Raw genomic sequence first — 18,570 nt, forward strand, 5'->3', positions numbered from 1 at the left:
ACCAAGGCTTGGGGGCACCTCTGTCAGGGATGCGCCGCTTGCGAGAGTCTCCGCGCAGGCGGCACGCCGGCCCCATTTGGGCGGGGGTGCCATTGCCGTCGGTTCAGAGAGGAAGACGAATGCGGAAGACGAAGGAAAAGATTGTCCTTGTGACGGGTGGCGCAAGCGGCATCGGCGCTGCCATCGCGCGCGCTGCTGCCGCGCAGGGACACAGGGTGCTGATCGCCGACATCGATGTTGCCGGCGCGGACCGCGTTGCCCAGGACATCGGCGAGCGCGCGCAAAGCGTCGCGCTCGACATTACCTCGGACGCGCAATGGTCTGCGGCGCTCGACCTGGCATGGGCGCAGTACGGCCGGCTCGACGTGCTGATCAACAACGCGGCGATCGTGCGGACCGGCTACGTTCGCAACGTGGCGATGGACGATCATGCGCTGACACTCGAAGTCAATGCCATGGGGCCAATGCGCGGCATGGTCGCCACGTTGCCGCGCTTTCGGGAACAGGGGCATGGACACTTCGTCACGGTGTGCAGCATGACCGCGTTCCTGCCCTTCCCCGGGCTCGCCAGCTATGCCGCGGCAAAGTTCGCGCTGCGCGCTTTCCACCTTGGCCTGGCCATGGAAGAGCGGGATTCGCCGCTGAACTTCACGATCGTCCACCCCACATCGACAGAAACGCCCATGCTGGAGGCAGAGGCGGCCAGCGACGAAGTGCCCATGGCATTCCTCTCTGACGCGGTTAGTGCCGACTATGTCGCGCAAGTGGTGCTGGAGGCGATGCGCCGGCGCAAGCTGGAGGTGTTCATGCCCGCAGACCGCGCCAAGTTCGTGCGGCGGCTGGGTGGCAATGCGGCCGAACTGCTGAAGATTGCCGGCCAGGCTGAGCAGTTGGGCGCACATAACCTGGCGGAGCGCCGCAAGGGCAAGAGCGAAGCGGCCTGAAACAGCGTGCCTCGGCCCGCGTGCGCGGACCGAGGCACCTTCTGCAACGATGATCGGTCAGGGCAAGCCGGCGCCGGCCACGTCCATTCGCACGGCATAGACCCGGGCCGTCCGCACGTCGCGCGCGATCGCCGGCGTCCTGCTGTCGGCGGTGAGGATGAACAGGGTGCGCCGGTCCTCACCGCCGAACACGCAGGCGATCGCTTCCTGCTCGGTCGCGATGCGATCGACCACTTCGCCGTCCCGACGCAGGCACAGCACTTCGCGCGATGTAGGCGAGGCAGCCCAGACGCAGCCGGCGGCATCCAGGCAAATGCCGTCGGGCAGGGCATCGTCGGGCAATCGCGCCCAGAGCCGTGGGTCGACCAGCGCGCCATCGGCTGCGATCGTCAGTTCGGTCAGCACGCGCGTGCCGCTTTCGGCAACGATCATCGTGGCGCCGTCGGGCTGGATGACCATGCCGTTGGGAAACCACAAGCCGGCCGCCGCCGTCGACACCGTGCCATCTGCCGTAACCCGCGCGATGCTCGCGGTGCAGGGCGAAATGGGATGGGTGTCGATATCGAAGCCGAAATTGCCGACATAGGCAGTCCCGTCTGGCGCCACGATCATGTCGTTCGCGTGCCACGTGGCAATGCCTGAAAGATCGGCATGCACCTCGAACACGCCGTTGCGGTGGCGCAGGATCCTGCGGTCGTGCATCGACACGACCAGCATGTCGCCATCCGGCAACCAGCCCAGGCCCGAGACGGGACCATCGTGTTCGGCCACAACCTCCCACCCGGTGCTTTCCGAATAGCGCAGCACGCGGTTGGCGTGCATGTCGGAAAGGTAGAGCGCGCCGTTGTGCCAGCGTGGCGCTTCGCCGAAGGCCAGGTCGTCGGCCAGCAGCGTCAGGGTATGGGTCATGGTGGTTCGCTCGCTGAAGAGGGATTGTGCCTGGATCAGAAGTTTATCTTCGCGCCAACGCCATAGGTGCGCGGCGGCGCATAGTTGGGCTGGACGTAGCCGAACGGGCTGATGCTGTTGAACGCAGCGGTGGCGTAGTAGGTGTTGCCGAGATTGCGCACGAAGGCCGACAGCTCAAGCTGCGAGATGGTCAGCGCGACGCGTGCGTCCTGCGTCCAATAGGCCTGCTGCGTCGTATAGGGATCGTTGGTCGCGTCCAGGAACTGCCGGCCCTTGTAGGTGGCGCTATATTGCAGGTCGATCGCCTGGCTTGCGCCAATCGGGATATGGTACTGCGCCTGCAGGAACGTGCTCAACTTGGGCGAGAACGCCAGCTGGTTGCCCGAATAGTCTGGCACGGTGGGATCGGCCACCAGCAGGAACCGCACGAGCTTGGTGTTGAGCAGACCCACCTGCGCGCTCAACGTCAGATTGCGGACCGGGCGAACGGTCAGGTCGATATCCGCGCCATAGGTGCGCGCTTTTTCGGCATTGGCCGCAAGATTGAGCGGCCCGATCGGGCTGGGCACCAGGGCAAACAGCTGCATGTCGCGATAATCGTTGTAGAACAGCGCGGCATTGAACGTGACGGCGCGATCGAGGAACGTCGTCTTGATGCCCACTTCGTAGGTTGTAACCTTTTCAGGCTTCACCGGGCGCTGCTGATAGGCGGCCTGGGCGGGATCGGGGCTGAGAAAGCCGCCATTGAAATCGCCGCCCTTGAAGCCTGTCGTCAGGGTCGCATAGGCAAGAACGCCAGGCATCGGCTTGAAATTCAGGCCGATGCGATAGGAGAATGCGGAATTCTGCAGGCGGCTCGTGCTGTCGGCAACCTGAGCCAGTGGCGTGAAGTTGTCCATGCCGCCGCTCTGGTACTGCACCTGGCTGTTGAACAGGAACGAACGGCGCTCGTGGGTAAACCGGCCGCCGAGCACCAGGCGCAGCGTGCGGGTCAGGTTGTATTCGCCCTGCCCGAACGCGGCATAGGCGTCTGTCACCTGCGTATTGCGGGCAAACTGCCGGCTGGCCAGACCATCGCCCGCGCCAGGACCGTAAAACCGGTCGATGTCGAGCAGAAGCGCGTAATCCTGGTTCTGGTTCAGTCGCTCGTGCAGGTAATAGACACCCGCCACCCAGTTGTAGTTTTCCTTGGTCTGGTTGACGCGCAGTTCCTGGGTGAACTCGTTGCTGTTGTTGCCCCAGTTCACCTCCAACTCGCGATAGGGCGAGGAGTCGCTGTCTTCGGGCAGGAAGCGCTGGTTGTAATTATAGCCAGTCACGGACGTGACGGTGATCGTGCCCGGCGACCATTCGATCCGCCCGACAACGCCCCTGTCCGTCACTTTCAGATGCTCTGTCCGACTGGACGCGATGGAATAGCGCTTGGGGTCGCTCGGCTGGTTGTAGATGTCGACGCACTGCGAGGCATAGGTTGCAGCAACCGAACAGACCACGGGCGATCCGGTTTCGACCGAGCCCGGCTCGAACGCGCCAAGATGCGCGTAATTGTCAGGCAGCCGATCGACATGGGAGACATGCCCGACAACAAGAATGCGCAGATCCGGCGTCGGCTTGTAGAGCAGCGACGCGCGGAAGGACTCATCATCGGCGCCGTTCTGACGGCGATTGAGGAACGTGTTGTAATTGTACCCTTCCGAATAGTTCCGGACAAAGGCAAAGCGGGCCGAGAGCGTGTCGCTCAGCGGGCCGCTGACCGCGCCGCTGATCTGCGAGGTATCGAAATTGCCGTAGCGCGCATCGAGATAGCCCTCGAACGTATTCGTCGGCTTGGCCGTGATGAAGTTGATCGCGCCGCCCGAGGTATTCCGGCCATAGAGCGTCCCCTGCGGCCCCTTGAGCACCTCGACACGATCCAGGTCGAACATAGCGAAGGCCTGCGAGGTGGGAGCGCTGAGATAGAACTCATCCACATAGATGCCGTTCGGCCCGGAATTGTTGGAATTGTTCACGTTCAGCCCGATCCCGCGGATGGTGATCGCGGGCTGGTTTCCTGCGCCTTGCGGCAGGGAGACCACAACGTTGGTCGCAATCTTGCCGAGATCGGCGGCAGCCTCGACGCCCAGCTTCTTAAGCGAGTCACCAGAGAACGCCTCGATGGTGATCGGCACGTCCTGAATGTTCTCGCTACGACGCTGTGCCGTGACCACGATATCACCCTGGCCGACAGCGCCGCTCTGGCTCGACACTGGCGTGGTTTGGCCCGCAGCAGCCGGTGCGGTCTGGCCCAGCGCCTGGCCGGGTAGCAAGGCTGCGACGATCAGCGCCATGGGCGCCGTCGCGCTTGCTGCGCCGATCATGCGATTGGTCTTGGTGCTTCTCCCCATCGATCTGCTCCTCATCTGTTTGTGACAAGTTAGCTAAAACTATCCATTTGGCAATAGGCCGATCGACAGGGAGGATCATGGATGCATTTCCCGCCGCCAGCTGTCGCGTGGCGGCGCTTTTTCGGTTAGGGAAAGGCATGGCAGGAAAAACGGAAACCGTCGCAGACACAGCGACAGGCGAGAATAAAGTTCTCAAGAAAGCGCGCGCATCGTCGGCTGGAAGCAAGGCCGCACGCCCCCGCGCGACTCCAAAGCGAGACGCGGCGCGCAACCAGGATCTGGAAGACACGAAGGTCGTTCCGCGCTCGCGCAGGGCGATCGAAACCTACGAGAAGCTAATCGCCGCGGCCGGCGAATTGCTGGGCGAAGTCGGGTTCGAGCGGCTGACGACCAACGCGATCTGCGAACGCGCGCAGCTCACCCCACCAGCGCTCTATCGCTACTTCGATGACAAGTACCAAATCATCGAGGAACTCGCCACACGGCTGCAAAAGCGGCAGTTCGATGCCTTTGCCGTCTGGCTTTTCAAGAATGGCGCGACGCTGGACACCAGCGAAAACCCGATCCTGCTGGCAGACTGGTTTCGCACCGCGTCCGAGATCATCGAAACGCAGCCAGGCGGCGTGTGGACCATCCGCGCGATGCGCGCGCTGCCCCATCTTGCCCATGTGCGGCTGGAATGGCAGCGGCGGTTCACCGACCAGATGTTCCGGTTTTACCGCCCGGCCATCACCGACCTTTCCGATGAAACGCTGTGGGCCAGGCTGCGCATTCGCGCCGAATTCGGCTTCGTGGTCGATGAACTGGCCCTCGAAGAAGACCGGGTTGCCCGCTCGACCCTGTTCAAGGAAGCTGCCCTGATCCTCACCGGCATGAGCCGCTTGACCACGTCATGAGCCGGACGGCGGCGACACGCCATTGACAGGTGTATAGTTTTAGCTAGCCTCCATGCGTCGGCGGTCCACCGGCGAGGAGAGCGCGTATGGCTACATCGGTGAAGCGTCGGCAGGCCTGGCTGCTCGATCCGCCGTCGCACCGCGAGCTTGCAGCGGTGATGGCGGTGGGGACATTTGCCCTGGTGATCGCCGGCATTCAGCCGCTGCTGTTCGGGGCATTGGTAAACGAAGGCCGGATATCGGCCGCGGGCCTGGGCGGCGCGGTGACGGTGGAGTTCCTTGCTCTTGCCTCCGGGGTGGCGCTGGCCAGTGCCAGGCTCCAGCCGGTTCATCTGCGGCTGCGCGGGCTGCTTGCGGCCATGGCGCTGATCGCTGCCAACGTGATGAGCATGCGCCATGCAGCGCCGCTGCTGTACGTCGATCGCGGGATCGCCGGATTCAGCGCGGGGGTTTTGCTGTCGATCCCTTCGCTTCTGCTGGCGCGCTCGCGCAATCCCTCCAAGCTCGGCGCCGTGCTGATGGTGTTGCAGGGATTGGTCCAGGTGGCGTTTTCGGCGCTCCTGCCGCTCACCTTGATGCCGGCCTGGGGCGCCAACGGCGGGTTCCTGGCGCTGGCCGGCACGTCGATGCTCGCGGCGGTCTTCGTGCTTGGCGTGCCCAACCGGCTGCCCGCCGTCGCCGACGATCAGTCCGATGGGGAGCCCGCGCAAAAGCTGCCTCCGGCCGGCGCGCTCAGCCTGCTGGGCGTGGTGCTGGTCTACGCCTTCGTCTTCGGCTTCTTTTCCTACCTCGGACAAATCGGCACGGAAGCCCACCTCGGATCAGACCTGATCGGCCTCGTCCTCGCGGTGACGGTGGCAGCCTCGATCGTGGGGTCGCTGCTGACCGCCGCGATCGCGCCGAAGGTTTCGTTTTTCCGGGTCTACGGCATTTCGGTGGCGTGCAACGCGGCGCTGATCGTCATCCTGTTTCAATTGCCCGGGCCCATCGGCTTTGCGCTGTGCGCCGTCTGCTTCGGCGTGTTCTGGGGCCTGCTGATGCCGTATCAGCTCAACTTCACCGCCGAAGTCGATCCCACCCGGCGGGCCACCTTGCTCGTCCCCGGCGCCCAGGCGCTCGGTGCCAGCCTTGGCCCGCTGCTGTGTGCCCTGAGCGTTACGGCCACCGACAGCAGAGGGGCATTGATCGTCGCAGGCGCATGCCTTCTCGGCTTCCTGCTCATCGTCATGGGCCTCCATGCCCGCCAGCGCCGGCTTCTGTCCCATCCCGAGCTGTTCCCTTCGACCTGACGCCTTGCTGGTCGTCTGACCGCCGCAGGGCGAAAGCAGGCAGCGCCAGCACTTAGCCGGTGGCGTGCAAGGGCTCGGCCAGGCCCAGCAGCGGCGGCTCGATGCAGTTGCGCCCGCGCTGCTTGGCTTTGTAGAGCGCGGCGTCGGCGCCTTCGATCAGCACATTGAGATCGAAATCATCCGTCAATGCGCCTGTCGCAATGCCGAAACTGGCAGTGACAAAGGGCGGCCCGATCGGTGCCTTGTGCGGTATGCGCCGCGCAGCAATTTCGCGCCGCATGCGTTCGGCAACAAGGATCGCGGTCGGCTGATCGATGTCGATGAGGAAGACAATGAACTCCTCCCCGCCGAACCGGCATACCCGGTCACCCGTCTTGCGCGCCTCGGATACCAGCAACCCCGAAATGCGGCGCAGGCAATCGTCCCCGGCAAGGTGGCCGAACGTATCGTTATAGGCCTTGAAGTGATCGATATCGACCATGACCACGGATACCGGCCGGCCGACATGAACCTGCCGCTGGATAGTGACCCACTGTTCCAGGGCACGCCGATTGCCCAGCCCGGTCAGCGGATCGATGATCGACAGTTCCTCGAAAACCTGCGCGCACAGGCGATCGCGAACCGAACGCAGCCAGCCGCGCCGCTCCATCTTTTCCAGGCTGTAGAGCGCCACCAGCGCGAAACCGGCAAAGGCGAGCGAGAGGAAGGCGGATGCGCCTTTCGACTGTACCGAGGCGTCTTGGAGACTGGCCAGGGTCAGGAGTTGGACAGTCACCGTGGCGGCCGCTGCCAAGAGGGCGTAGCGCCATCGCAGGCGCAGCACCATCACCGTGAACATCATGACGAACAGGATGCCCAGATGGTAGTTCTCGCGCAGCGGGCTCGCACTGGCGACGACCAGCATATAGATGGAAAGCGCCATGATCGTGGAGAGTGCCACCTGCAGCCCCTCGCGCACGGCGGCGGGAGGATGGCGCGCGGTTATCCAGACCGCCGCGACCGTCAGGCTGGTCACCAGCCCGAACCGCAGGACCAACGCCAAGCCAAATGCATCGGGCAGGGAAAAATAGTCGAGCACGATAAGCGAATCGAACAGCGCCAGGGACAAGAGCGCCATGCGCACATACCAGCGCACCCGCACCGGCCCGGTCTCCTGCTCGAACTGCTCTTCCAGCACGCGCGGAAAGCGCAGCGCAAAGCCTCTCTTGTCCAGCGCCTGATCGATCAGCGCGAATTGCAGATCGACCGCACTCTTGCCGTGGAGGTCGTCCATCCCGTGTCTGCCCGCAGCAACTCCCATTTCAGGGTACATCGGCTGCAAGAATGAATTGTTAACAGACGGGTTTTTGAGTGCCTTGATCCACGGCCAATCAGCGGCAGGCGCAATTCTGAATCGGCGTGGCTCTCCAAAACGGCTGACGTATGGCCTCTGCCACCGCTTTCCTCAGCCAGCGGAGGGCAGGATCCTGCGATTGGCGCGCGCGCCACGCGATGTGGATGGCAATTTCCGGCAGGGCAACCGGCAGCTCGTGGATCGTCAGATGGGCCTTCTCCTCCTCGCGCAGGATCGCCGATGGCACGACTGCGAGAAGATCTGACCCGATCACGACGCTGGCAACGATCAGGAAATGCGGCACGCGCAGCATGATGCGGCGGCGCAGACCCATGGTTTCGATGAGCGAGTCGACATTCGCCCCGGTACCTTGGCCGATATCCACGCCGACATGCGGCAGCGTCAGGAAAGCCTGAAGCGTCATTCCGCCAGACAGTGCCGGGTGCGCGCGATCGGCGATGCAGACCATTTTCAGCGTCTGGACAGGCTCGCAGTGCAGGCGTTCGGGCAGGTTGGGAAATACGCCCAGGCCAAGATCGGCCGCGCCGGATAGCAGGTGCTCGGTCCCCTCGCGCGCGCCCGATGCCAGCAGGTCGATGTCCACGCCAGGAGCGCTGGTCCGCAGGCGGGGAATCAGGTTGGGCAGCAGGTGCGCTGCACTCGCATCCGACATGGTAAGCGTGAAGCTGCGCTCCGCCGTGGCCGGCTCGAACTCGGGCTCGGTGTCCAACGCGGCGCGCAGCCGGTCGAGCGCACCGCCGATCGGGTCGGCCAGGGCCAGCGCGCGCGGGGTTGGATCCATGGCACCGCCGCGGCGGATAAACAGATCGTCGCCCAGTACCCCGCGCAAGCGACGCAGGGCGTGGCTCATCGCTGGCTGGCTCAGCCCGACCCGATCACCGGCGCGCGAGAGATGGCGGTCCTTCATCAGCGCATCGAAGATGACCATCAGGTTAAGGTCGAGCGAAGCCAGGTTGAGCGGAGCCGTCATGCCCCCGGCTATAGCAGCAAGGGATCATCACTGAAAACGAGGGAAATGCCCAGATCATTCACCATGCGAATAATGTGGTGCGAACATGCAATTTGCCCAACCCCGGCAAACCAGGCTTAATCGCCCCAACAAGGCCCAAGAGAGCCACGAAGGGGAGAAATGATGAAGGCACTATTGCTGGTCGGCACTGCGTTTGCGGCGGTGTCGCTTCCCATGACCGCTGCCGCGCAAGTCGCCACGCCTGGCGCTGCCGTGGCGCCTGCAGCCACTACCCAGGCCGAACCATCCGGGCAAACCACCGGGCTTGCCGAGATCGTCGTCACGGCGCAGCGCCGGGTCGAAAACGCGCAGCGCGCCGCCGTGGCGATCGATGTCGTTTCGCCAGGGGAACTGACGCGCGCCGGGGTGGTGACGGCAACGACGCTCAACGCCACGGTTCCTGCGCTGACGGTGCAGCAAGGCGGCGGCGCCAACACCACGTTCTTCGTGCGCGGCGTCGGCAACTTCACCAACAACGGCTATTCCGACCCGGCGATCGCGTTCAACCTCGATGGCGTCTATCTGGGCCGGCCGACATCGACCACCGGCACGTTCTTCGATCTGGAGCGGATCGAGGTGCTCAAGGGGCCGCAAGGCACGCTGTACGGCCGCAACGCCACGGGCGGGGCCATCAACGTCATTCCGGCCAAGCCTAAGCTGGGCGAGCGGTCCGTCTCGCTTTCGGGCGGTTTCGGCAACTACAATGCCATTGACGTCGAAGCAGCAGCCAATCTGCCGATCGGTGACAATGCCGCGTTCCGCCTGGCCGGCAAGATCGTGAACCGGGACGGCTACAACCAGGACGGCACGTCTGATGAAGTGGGCCAGGCCATCCGCGCCCAGTTGCTCGTCCGCCCGAGCCCCGGCGTGACCGTAAGGATCAGCGGTGACTATTCGCATCAGGGCGGCCGGGGCGCTGGCGGCAGCTATGTCGGCACGGAAAACTTCACGCCAGGCACGCCCGCAACCGCGACATCCCCGGCGAACTACACGTTCACGCCGGCAAACGTTGATCCGTACAGCGGCCTCCTGTCGCGTTCGGGCAGCGCCTATTTTGCGCAAGCGGTCATTCCCGGCACGTTCATCAATCCGGCGCCGCTGGTGCGCCCCTATCTCAACAACACCTACTGGGGCCTGACCGGCGAGGTGAATGCCGATCTGGCCGGCGGCACGCTCACTATCGTGCCGGCCTACCGGCACTCCAAACTCGACAACCTGTTCAATGGCCCGTCGTTCAGAGGGTCGCTCAACCGCGAGAACGACAGCCAGTTCAGCGGTGAAATGCGCTTCCAAGGTCCGCGGGTCGGTCCGTTCGACTGGTTGATCGGCGGCTACTACTTCGACGAAACCGTCAAGGGGCAGTATGGCATCAACCAGTACCAGATCATCTCCTTCCAGGATTTCACGTCGAAAACCAAGTCTTACGCCACCTTTGGACGGGTAACCGCCCATCTTGGCGATGCCCTGCGGTTTGTCGCGGCCGGGCGCTACACGCACGACAGCAAGACGTTCAACGGTAGCTCCGACACGCTCGTCGAACTGTGCAACAATGCGCCGCCGCCGTTCGGCACCGGCTGCTTTGGCGGGCCATCGCTGCCGGTTGTCCAGACCCTTGCCCAGGTGCCAGGCGTACCTGCCCTGCCCGGGCCAGCCAACGCGGTGCCCTATGGTTCGGCCGGCAACATCCTGTTCTACATTCCCAACCAGGTGAATGCCGCGATCAGCAAGGGCCGCGTGACCTATCGCCTGGCCGCCGAATACGATGTCGCGCGCGCATCGCTGCTCTACGCCAGCTATGAAACGGGCTATCGCTCGGGTGGCTTCTCCAACGCCCCAGGGCACGAAACCTTCGCCCCGGAATATGTCGAGGCGTGGACGCTCGGCTCGAAGAACCGGTTCTTCAACAGCCGCGTGCAGTTGAACATCGAACTGTTCCACTGGCGCTATCGCAACCAGCAGGTGTCGCACTATGGCCTGGATGCCAACAACGCCACCAACTACTTTACAGAGAACATCGGCAGCTCGACCATCAAGGGTGTCGATGTGGAAGCGCAGGTTCTGGTTACGCGCAACACGCGGTTGAGCGGGACTGTCCAGTATCTCGACGCCAAGGCCACCAGCTATACCTACAACACGCCCCGTGATGCGGCTTCACCCCCGCCGGCCGTGGGCTGTGCCGTAACGCCGACAACTGCGGGCGGCGCGGCTGTCTACGCGATCGATTGCGCCGGCAAGCCCAGCTACAATTCGCCGCGCTGGTCGCTCAACGGCGGGATCGAGCAGACGATTCCGCTCGGCGATCGCAAGCTCGTGCTGAACGGCGATGCCCGCTACCGGTCCAACAGCGTCGTCGGTTTCGAATATCTCGCGCAGCAGAACAGCGGTTCGTTCTGGACATTCGATGCCTCGGCCACGTTCGGATCGACCGACGAACGCTGGTCGATCACCGGCTATATTCGCAACATCACGAACCAGGCGGTGCCACTGTTCACACAGTACGTGGCGCCAGCCGGCGGTGTGCTGTCGTCGGTCTATGCCCCGCCCCGGACGTATGGCGTGCGCCTTGGATACAAGTACTGATCAAGCCGGAGAGAACGTGATGCTGAAGATGATCATCGGCGGGCGCCGCCGCGCGGGAATGACTCACCGCGACTATTCCCGCTATGCCGAGCAGGTTCATGGTGCAACGGTGGCGCATAACCCCGGCTACATGACGAGCTACATCCAGAATCACGTTCTCGATGCAGTCTATGGCACCCATGCGGCAGGATGGGTGGCCGGGCCCGACTTTGACTCGTTCAGCGAGATCAGCTTTCCCGACGGGGCAGCGTTTGCCCGTTCGATCGCCGATCCCTATTACCGCGAAACCATCCAGCCCGACGAGCTCAACTTCGTCTGCCACAGTGCCATCATCCTGCTGGCCACCCGGACGCAGGAGGTTGGGGTACGCGTGCCCGGCGCCGCCCCGCTCAAGCTCATGCGGTTCATTGCCAGTAACGATGCGTCGTCGCCTGCCGCGTTTGACCAGGCCTGGGCGCAGGAGGCCGGCCGCATCGCCGATCATCCGGCCCTTGCCCCGTTCCTCCGGCGCATGACCCGCAGCATCAGCATCGCGGGAGAAGCCGACGCCAACCTTCCCGCCAACTTCATCGCCAATGCGCCGCTCAGCCCCTTTGCCGGGGTGGAAAGCCTGTGGTTCGACAGTGATGACACGTGGCGCGCGATCGATGCCTATCGCGCGGTGATCGAGGAACCCCAATCACACCTTTCTGGCCTGCTGGACCGCCGGCAGGAAGCGCTGTTCGTGGTCGAGGAGCGCACGATCGTGGCCGATCACACGGCACCCAACGCAGCAGTGGAGATGACGTGATGGCTCGCTTTGTTCAAAACCGCTGGTATCAGTTCGCCTGGGCCGATGAAATTGCCGATGGTGCCGTGCTGACCCGCACGGTGCTGGATATTCCCATGGTCGCCTTCCGCACCGACGCCGGCAAGATGGCCGTGCTCGACAATCGCTGCCCCCACCGCTTTGCGCCGCTCAGCGAAGGCAAGCGGGAAGGCGACACCATCGCGTGCCCCTATCACGGCCTGGTGTTCAATACCGCCGGCCAATGCGTCCGCAACCCGCACGGCGCGGCGACCTCGACGCTTGCGGTCGCCAGTTTCCCGGTGCTGGAGCGGCATAAGGCGGTGTGGATCTGGGTCGGCCAACAAGAGCCGGACGAAAACCTGCTGCCCGATCTTTCCTTTATCGATGCCGCGCCGGAAACGGCACAGTTGCGCCTGCACACCGCGGTCCAGGCCAACTACGAACTGCTCGCCGACAATATCCTCGATCTGAGCCACGCCGATTATCTGCACGCCAGCAGCCTGGGCAGCGGGTTCAACACACGGGCCAAGTCGACCGTGGAAGAACATGCCGATCACTTCTCCATCGCCTGGCGTTCGGACAGCGACGATGCGCCGCCGGCCTTCAACCTGGAATCGCCGGCCAAACTGTGGACCGAGGTGGATTGGTATGCGCCGGCGCTGATGGTCCTGCGCGCTGGCGGGCATCCGGTGGGCAAGCCCGAGCGCGGCATCGACACGCTCAACCTGCACAACATGACGCCCGAAACGCTGACCAGCACGCACTATTTCAGCTGCAACACGCGCAATTTCCTGATCGATGACGCCGCGTTCAACGCTGTCCTGCGCGAACAGCTGATCCACGCTTTCCAGGTCGAGGACAAACCGATGATCGAGAAGGTCCAGCGGCAGATGGGAACGCCGGACCTGTGGTCGCTGGGGCCAAAGATGCTGCCGATCGACAAGGGCGCCGTGCTGGCCCGCCGCCGTGTTGCCAGGCTGATCGAGGCTGCCGAATAAGGCAGCGAGCCCGGCGCGGATCGATCGCCGCGCCGGGCTTGTCCACTATTTCCGAAACATGTCTATTGCGATGGCATCGGCCATCGCCTGGTAGCCCGCATCGTTGGGATGTAGCCAGTCGCCCGACTGCAGATCCGTTCGCATCCTCTTGCGACGAAGCGGGTCGCGTATAACCGCGTCGAAATCGATCACGGGGCCATCGCCGGGGTTGTTTCTGATCCAGGCGTTCACCGCCTGCCGCGTCGCTTCGCCCGCCTCGGAATAATAGTCGGCGCCTTCGAACGGCGGTATGGTCGCCAGGTGAACCTTGATCCCATGGGCGTGGGCCCGCGCGGTGATCTGTTGATAGGCCGCGATCAGCGCGGCGGCCGGCGTTTCCGGCGCGCTGCCGATATCGTTGATACCCTCCAACACGATCAGGTCGGTAACCCCGGTCATGGCGAACACATCACGATCGAGCCGCGCCAGGGCTGGAACCCCGAAGATCGCCACAGGATCGGGCGCAAGGACGCGATTGCCGCTGATCCCCACGTTGACCACCGCCGCAGACGCAAGGTCCGCCGTGCCATGCAGTCTCGCGGCGAAAAAGTCTGGCCACCGTCGGTCGGCGCCGGGGGTCGACATATAGCCGTCGGTGATCGAGTCCCCCAATGCCGCGATTACCCGGCCCGGTGGGCCCTGCACCTCGACCGCCGTCAAGAACGGGCGCGCCGGAGAGCGGGACGCCGGGGTAAACGCACGCGTGGTGTAATCGCCGGGTGGCGAGAGCAGCGTATAGGCCTGCCCATCGGCGTGGCACGTGCATGCGACCTTCTCGTCTGCGACGTATATCGCCACGCTGAGCTGGGCGCGCGCGGGAACATGGATCGCGATGGCATCGCTGACCAGCGGTGATCCGGGCGCCACGGTAAAGTCGGCGTTGCCATTGGCGGTCACCACGCGCGGCTCGCCAACCGTCTTGGCCCCTGCCGCATCAAGCAGGCGAACCGTCACGCGACCAATGTGCAACGGCGCCGCACCGAACTCGTTGGACAGGCGGAGGCGAACCGCATCGCCACCCGCGCTCAGGCGGATGACCTGAACGATCGTCTGGTTCGCGATGACCGGACTAACGAATTCCGGCGGAACACCCGGGCCCGCCTGCAACGACGGCGCGGGTGATGCAGCCCAGCTCGCCCGCCATACCTGTGCGCCCGCCGGCGCTCCTGCCGCAAAGGCAGCCACGATCAGCGCAGCAGCGCGAACAGCCATCCAGGGCATCGTGCCGAACACTCCTGCAAAAGATCCATCACGCATGGGCCGGCGGGATCACACGTCCTGGCCGACCCATGCTTGCAACGATGCTCAATAATGGAACGAAACCTGCACGCCATAGGTGCGCGGCGCGCCCACCGTCTGCGTGATCATCCCGAACGGCGCCGTCTGGTCGGCCGCGCCGATCGCGTACTTCTTGTTGGCAACGTTGCGGACATAGGCACCGATATCGAAGCCATGCTTGTTCTGGTAAACAATGTTCAGGTTATGAATCCAGTAACCGCTCTGGGTGATATAGGGGTCGTTGGTCGAGTCGAAATACTGGAAGCTGCGATAACTTGAATTCCAGCGGAAATTGAGATCCCCGTTCAACGCGTCGAGCGGAATCTTGTAGCTGGCGGTTCCGGAAAAGCTGAACCGGGGCGCATTGGCAAGACGGTTGCCATCGAGCGGCGTGGCGCCCTCGAACATCGGCAAGCCTGCGCTGATGATCTTGGCATTGAGCCACGCCGGCGCCAGCGTGAAGGTCAAGCCACGAACAGGGGCGGCGGTCAGTTCCACCTCGACACCCTCGGTACGTGCCTTGTGGGCATTGGCCAGAACCTGTGTGATCTGTTCGATCGGCCCGGCCGCGGTGTTCACGGTCTGCGGAACCTGCGCGAAGATCTGCTCGTCGATATAGTCGTTGTAGAACAGGGCAACGTTGAAGATCAGCCGGCGATCAAACCAGCTCGTCTTCGCCCCGATTTCATAGGCCGTCACCCGCTCGGGCTTGACCGGCTGCAGCTGAAACAGCGCTTGCTCGGGGTCGCTGCTCAGGAAGCTGCCGTTGAACACACCGCTTTTGAAACCGGTCGCGACGCTGGCATACGTCAGGATCGCGTCGGTCGGGCGATAGCTGACCGCAGCGCGCCAGGTGGCGTTGGTGTTGGTCTGGGTCTGGTCCGAAGAAATGAACCCTTCCAGCGGGCCGAAATTGCCGCGACCGCCGGACTGGTATTGCCGCGACGCGTCATACTCGAACGTCTTGCGTTCGTGAGTCAGCCGGCCCCCAAGCGTGAACGTCACGTTGCCCAGCGTATAGTCGGCTTGGCCGAACGCAGCCACGGAATCGGTTTTCTGATGGCTGTGGTCATAGGCACGCTGGGCGATGCCATCGAAATTGCCGGCGCCAGCCGGAATGCCGAAGCCGCCGTAGAGATCACCATCGATGAAGAGATCAAGCGGTTGATCCTGCCGGAGATCTTCGTGGAGGTAGTACAGGCCGAACACCCAGTTAAATTTTGCGGAGGTGTACGCCGCGCGCAATTCCTCGGTGTAGGTGTTGGTTTTCACGCCAAATGTCGCTTCGACCAGGTTGGCCGGGTTGGCGTCGCTGTCCTCGGGGAAGTATTTGTCGTTGTGCTGAAAGGCCGAAATCGAGGTCAACGTCACGCGGCCGAGGTCGTAGTCGATCCGGGCGGTTTCGTTGAGATTGAGGTTCCGCAGATACTGCGTGCGATTGTATTGGCCGCGATAGAAGTTGGACGGCGTGCCGAAGCCGAACATATCGACGCAGTTGCCGGCATAGGCATCGGTGACCGAGCACACCACCGGCGCCGGATCGCTTTGCGTGCCAGGCTTCAACGTGCCGATGTGGCGATATTCGTTGGGCACGTTGTTGACCAGGCCGGCGGTCGAGCTGAGCAGGATTTTCAGGTTCGGCGTCGGCTTCCACAGCAACTGTGCGCGCACGGTCTTGCTGTTCGTGCCATTGGCGGAAATGCCGTAGAAGTCGTTGTGCATGAAGCCATCGGAATGATTGTAGACGACCGCAATGCGCGCACTGAGATTGTCCGTAATCGGCCCGCCGACCGCGCCGGTGACAAACGTGGTGTTATAGTTGCCCTGCTCGACATGGACGTCGGCCGTCAGCTGGTCGGTCGGCTTTTTCGACGTGAACAGCAGGGCGCCGCCGCTGGTATTGCGCCCATAGAGCGTGCCCTGCGGCCCTTTGAGCACCTGCACCTGGTCGAGATCGAAAATCGCAAAGCTCTGCGCCGAGGGCGCGCTGATATAGACATCGTCAATATAGACGCCGTTGGGGCCAGCGTTGTTGCTGTCAAAGTCATTGAGGCCAATGCCGCGAATACTGATCAAAGGCTGGTTGCCGACCCCCATGGGGCTCTGGATCATGAGGTTCGGGGTCGCCTGGGCGATATCCTCGGTGCTCTTGACGCCAATCGACTGGAGGTCCTGGCCGGACAGCGCCTGGACGGATACCGGCACCTTCTGAATATCTTCGTTTCGGCGCTGCGCTGTGACCACGATCACACCGACCTGGTTGGAATCCGGGGCCACGGCTACCGCCGTGGTCGCAGGGGCCGCCTGGGCGGCAGCGCTTCCAGCATATCCCAGAACCATCATCGCGCTCGTCATCAACAGCGTTCGATTTAGCAACTGCTCGGACATAAGCCCCCCTCATATTTTATTGTGGACCGTGGCCTTTTCGCAGTGGGCGAATGCGGCCTCATTGCGATAGCTAGTGCTATTGAAACATGTTCGACATACCTTGGCAATAGGGGAATAATGGGGCGGTGGATTTAGCGTAATTGGACCCATCGCAACCCGCACAAGACCGCCGAAAATCCAGCTATCCCGTATCGCCTTCCCGGTGCCCAAACGCAGCAATTATCGCCGTCGCCCCGATTTGAGCAGGACCGCCGATGGCGCGTCCAAACCCGGCAAAAGGGCGACTCGATCGCTGTAGAATCGCCACTTTTTGTGCGTATTTACAGCACTATAGTATGATCACTGCGGATTGCAGGCTCGCTGCCAGACTGGCGCGCCCTGGCGATGTCACCACAAATTTGGCGAATCGAATCACGAATGATCGCTGCAGGATCGGTGACGCTGTGGCACAGGCCCGCGACGCTGCTGAAAAGCAGCCCCGAGCACCACCGAACCCCTTATATTATGATAGTCTATGCAATCGTTATTTTTGGCCGCTTTCGACCTGCCTGACGATCATGCATGGGGCGCGGCCTGGCCGCCTGCGACGCGTGATCGCGTCACATAGAGACCGACGATGAGCAGAGTCGCGCCAATGGCCAGCAATGCGCACAGCTGAAGCACGCGGCCCGCACTGGCATCATCAGCCAGCGTGGATGCAGCGAGCGGCCCCAACCCTGATCCGACCAGGACCGCGGACGGGACCAACAGTGCCGTGCGGCGCGTCGGGTCGTTTTCGATCGACAAGGGCGTCAGGAATGGGGTGATGAAAATCCATACCGCACCAAACAGCGTTTCGAGCACGAAGAAGGCCGTGGCGCCTGGCGGAGTGGACAAAATGAACAGCACGGCGCTCAATGCGATGCTCGAGACGATCAGCGAGACAAACCAGGGCAGGCGCCGGGCAAGAAATATCGCGGCAAAGCCGCCCACCACCTGCGCCCCCAGCGACGCCGGAACCGCAAACGCAACCTGCTGCGGTGTCATGCCGGCCTGGCGGCCAAGCGGCTCGAAATAGACCCATGCCCCAACGATGCAGCTTTGGATCAAGAGCGACGCCGCCAGGACAACCCACCCCCGCAGCGGGGGCAGACCCGATACCTGCGCGGGATCACGCGGCAGCGGATTCAAGCGCTTGGGCAGCAACGGAACCAGCAGCATCGCGGCGACCGCCAGGACGGCGATCGTTACCGGCACGCCATCGCGGGCATTGGGAGCGGCGATGGCAAGGCCGGTGGAGGTTGCGAACTGAACGATCGCCTGGGTCAACAGAAACGCAGCCGACAACGCCGTAGGGCGCGCGGAGCGGACAATGACGCCGGTGGTCATCCACACCAGCACCCCCGCCGACAGGCCGACCAGCCCACGCACGAAAAGAACGCCCAAGCCGCTGGTCCAAACCGTTGCGAGATTGAGCGACGCGACCAGCGCCAGGGCAACGAGCGTGGAGAGCCAGACCGAAACGCGCTCGAGAAACGACTCGGCAATGACGACGCCGATACCGATCGAGACCAGTTCGGCTGCCGCGACATGGCCCACCTGGGCCGCCGAAAGACGGTCAGCGGCGAGCAGCGCCCCGAAGAAAACCGGCTGGACGCCGGCAATGACGAGCCCGACCGTACCGATCAAGAGCGCCGCTGCCATTGCGCCCCGGCTGGAGGCGCTTCGCCCCG

General features: G+C 63.4%; 13 protein-coding genes. 6 read left to right on the plus strand and 7 right to left on the minus strand.

Annotation, left to right across the window (positions count from 1 at the left end):
• Positions 1–119: 119 nt before the first annotated feature.
• Positions 120–944 (plus strand): SDR family oxidoreductase, encoded by an 825-nt coding sequence (locus tag H926_RS0118985; RefSeq protein ID WP_022677702.1) that lies wholly within the window; start codon positions 120–122, stop codon positions 942–944.
• A 57-nt stretch (positions 945–1,001) separates the two neighbouring features.
• On the opposite strand, the gene H926_RS0118990 is transcribed toward H926_RS0118985, so the two are convergent.
• Positions 1,002–1,853 (minus strand): SMP-30/gluconolactonase/LRE family protein, encoded by an 852-nt coding sequence (locus H926_RS0118990; protein ID WP_022677703.1) that lies wholly within the window; start codon positions 1,851–1,853, stop codon positions 1,002–1,004.
• A gap of 35 nt (positions 1,854–1,888) precedes the next feature.
• On the minus strand, positions 1,889–4,237 hold the full coding sequence (locus tag H926_RS0118995; protein ID WP_028658238.1) for a TonB-dependent receptor: 2,349 nt from the start codon (positions 4,235–4,237) through the stop codon (positions 1,889–1,891).
• Here H926_RS0118995 and H926_RS28960 point away from each other — a divergent pair.
• A complete protein-coding gene (locus tag H926_RS28960) occupies positions 4,195–5,133 on the plus strand; it encodes a TetR/AcrR family transcriptional regulator (protein WP_202804765.1) in 939 nt (312 codons plus the stop codon). The two genes, H926_RS0118995 and H926_RS28960, sit on opposite strands and share 43 nt — an antisense overlap.
• 86 nt (positions 5,134–5,219) lie before the next feature.
• On the plus strand, positions 5,220–6,422 hold the full coding sequence (locus tag H926_RS0119005; RefSeq protein ID WP_022677706.1) for an MFS transporter: 1,203 nt from the start codon (positions 5,220–5,222) through the stop codon (positions 6,420–6,422).
• 52 nt (positions 6,423–6,474) lie between these two features.
• Here the strand turns inward: H926_RS0119005 and H926_RS0119010 are convergent, their stop codons facing one another.
• Both H926_RS0119010 and H926_RS28965 read right to left on the minus strand, forming a co-directional pair.
• Entirely contained in the window at positions 6,475–7,695 is a 1,221-nt protein-coding gene (locus tag H926_RS0119010) for a diguanylate cyclase (protein ID WP_022677707.1), read from the minus strand.
• Between the two features lie 97 nt (positions 7,696–7,792).
• Positions 7,793–8,746: a LysR family transcriptional regulator gene (locus H926_RS28965; RefSeq protein ID WP_022677708.1), complete on the minus strand. Its 954-nt coding sequence runs from the start codon at positions 8,744–8,746 to the stop codon at positions 7,793–7,795.
• Between the two features lie 162 nt (positions 8,747–8,908).
• On the opposite strand from H926_RS28965, the gene H926_RS0119020 reads away from it, so the two are divergent.
• Genes H926_RS0119020 through H926_RS0119030 form a run of 3 tightly spaced genes read left to right on the plus strand, consistent with a single transcriptional unit; the run spans position 8,909 to position 13,153 of the window.
• On the plus strand, positions 8,909–11,365 hold the full coding sequence (locus tag H926_RS0119020; protein WP_022677709.1) for a TonB-dependent receptor: 2,457 nt from the start codon (positions 8,909–8,911) through the stop codon (positions 11,363–11,365).
• A gap of 19 nt (positions 11,366–11,384) precedes the next feature.
• On the plus strand, positions 11,385–12,155 hold the full coding sequence (locus tag H926_RS0119025) for an EthD domain-containing protein (RefSeq protein ID WP_022677710.1): 771 nt from the start codon (positions 11,385–11,387) through the stop codon (positions 12,153–12,155).
• On the plus strand, positions 12,155–13,153 hold the full coding sequence (locus H926_RS0119030) for an aromatic ring-hydroxylating dioxygenase subunit alpha (RefSeq protein ID WP_028658239.1): 999 nt from the start codon (positions 12,155–12,157) through the stop codon (positions 13,151–13,153). Before H926_RS0119025 ends, H926_RS0119030 begins: the two co-directional genes overlap by 1 nt.
• A gap of 45 nt (positions 13,154–13,198) precedes the next feature.
• On the opposite strand, the gene H926_RS28970 is transcribed toward H926_RS0119030, so the two are convergent.
• The 3 genes from H926_RS28970 to H926_RS28975 form a co-directional block, all read right to left on the minus strand.
• Positions 13,199–14,413, minus strand: coding sequence for an SGNH/GDSL hydrolase family protein (locus H926_RS28970; protein WP_043610490.1), 1,215 nt, complete (start codon positions 14,411–14,413; stop codon positions 13,199–13,201).
• Positions 14,414–14,497: 84 nt separating this feature from the next.
• On the minus strand, positions 14,498–16,813 hold the full coding sequence (locus tag H926_RS0119040; RefSeq protein WP_202804767.1) for a TonB-dependent receptor: 2,316 nt from the start codon (positions 16,811–16,813) through the stop codon (positions 14,498–14,500).
• Positions 16,814–17,413: 600 nt separating this feature from the next.
• On the minus strand, positions 17,414–18,541 hold the full coding sequence (locus H926_RS28975; RefSeq protein WP_022677713.1) for an MFS transporter: 1,128 nt from the start codon (positions 18,539–18,541) through the stop codon (positions 17,414–17,416).
• Positions 18,542–18,570 lie beyond the last annotated feature (29 nt).

The sequence above is a fragment of the Novosphingobium sp. B-7 genome, assembly GCF_000410615.1.
Lineage (GTDB): Bacteria > Pseudomonadota > Alphaproteobacteria > Sphingomonadales > Sphingomonadaceae > Novosphingobium > Novosphingobium capsulatum.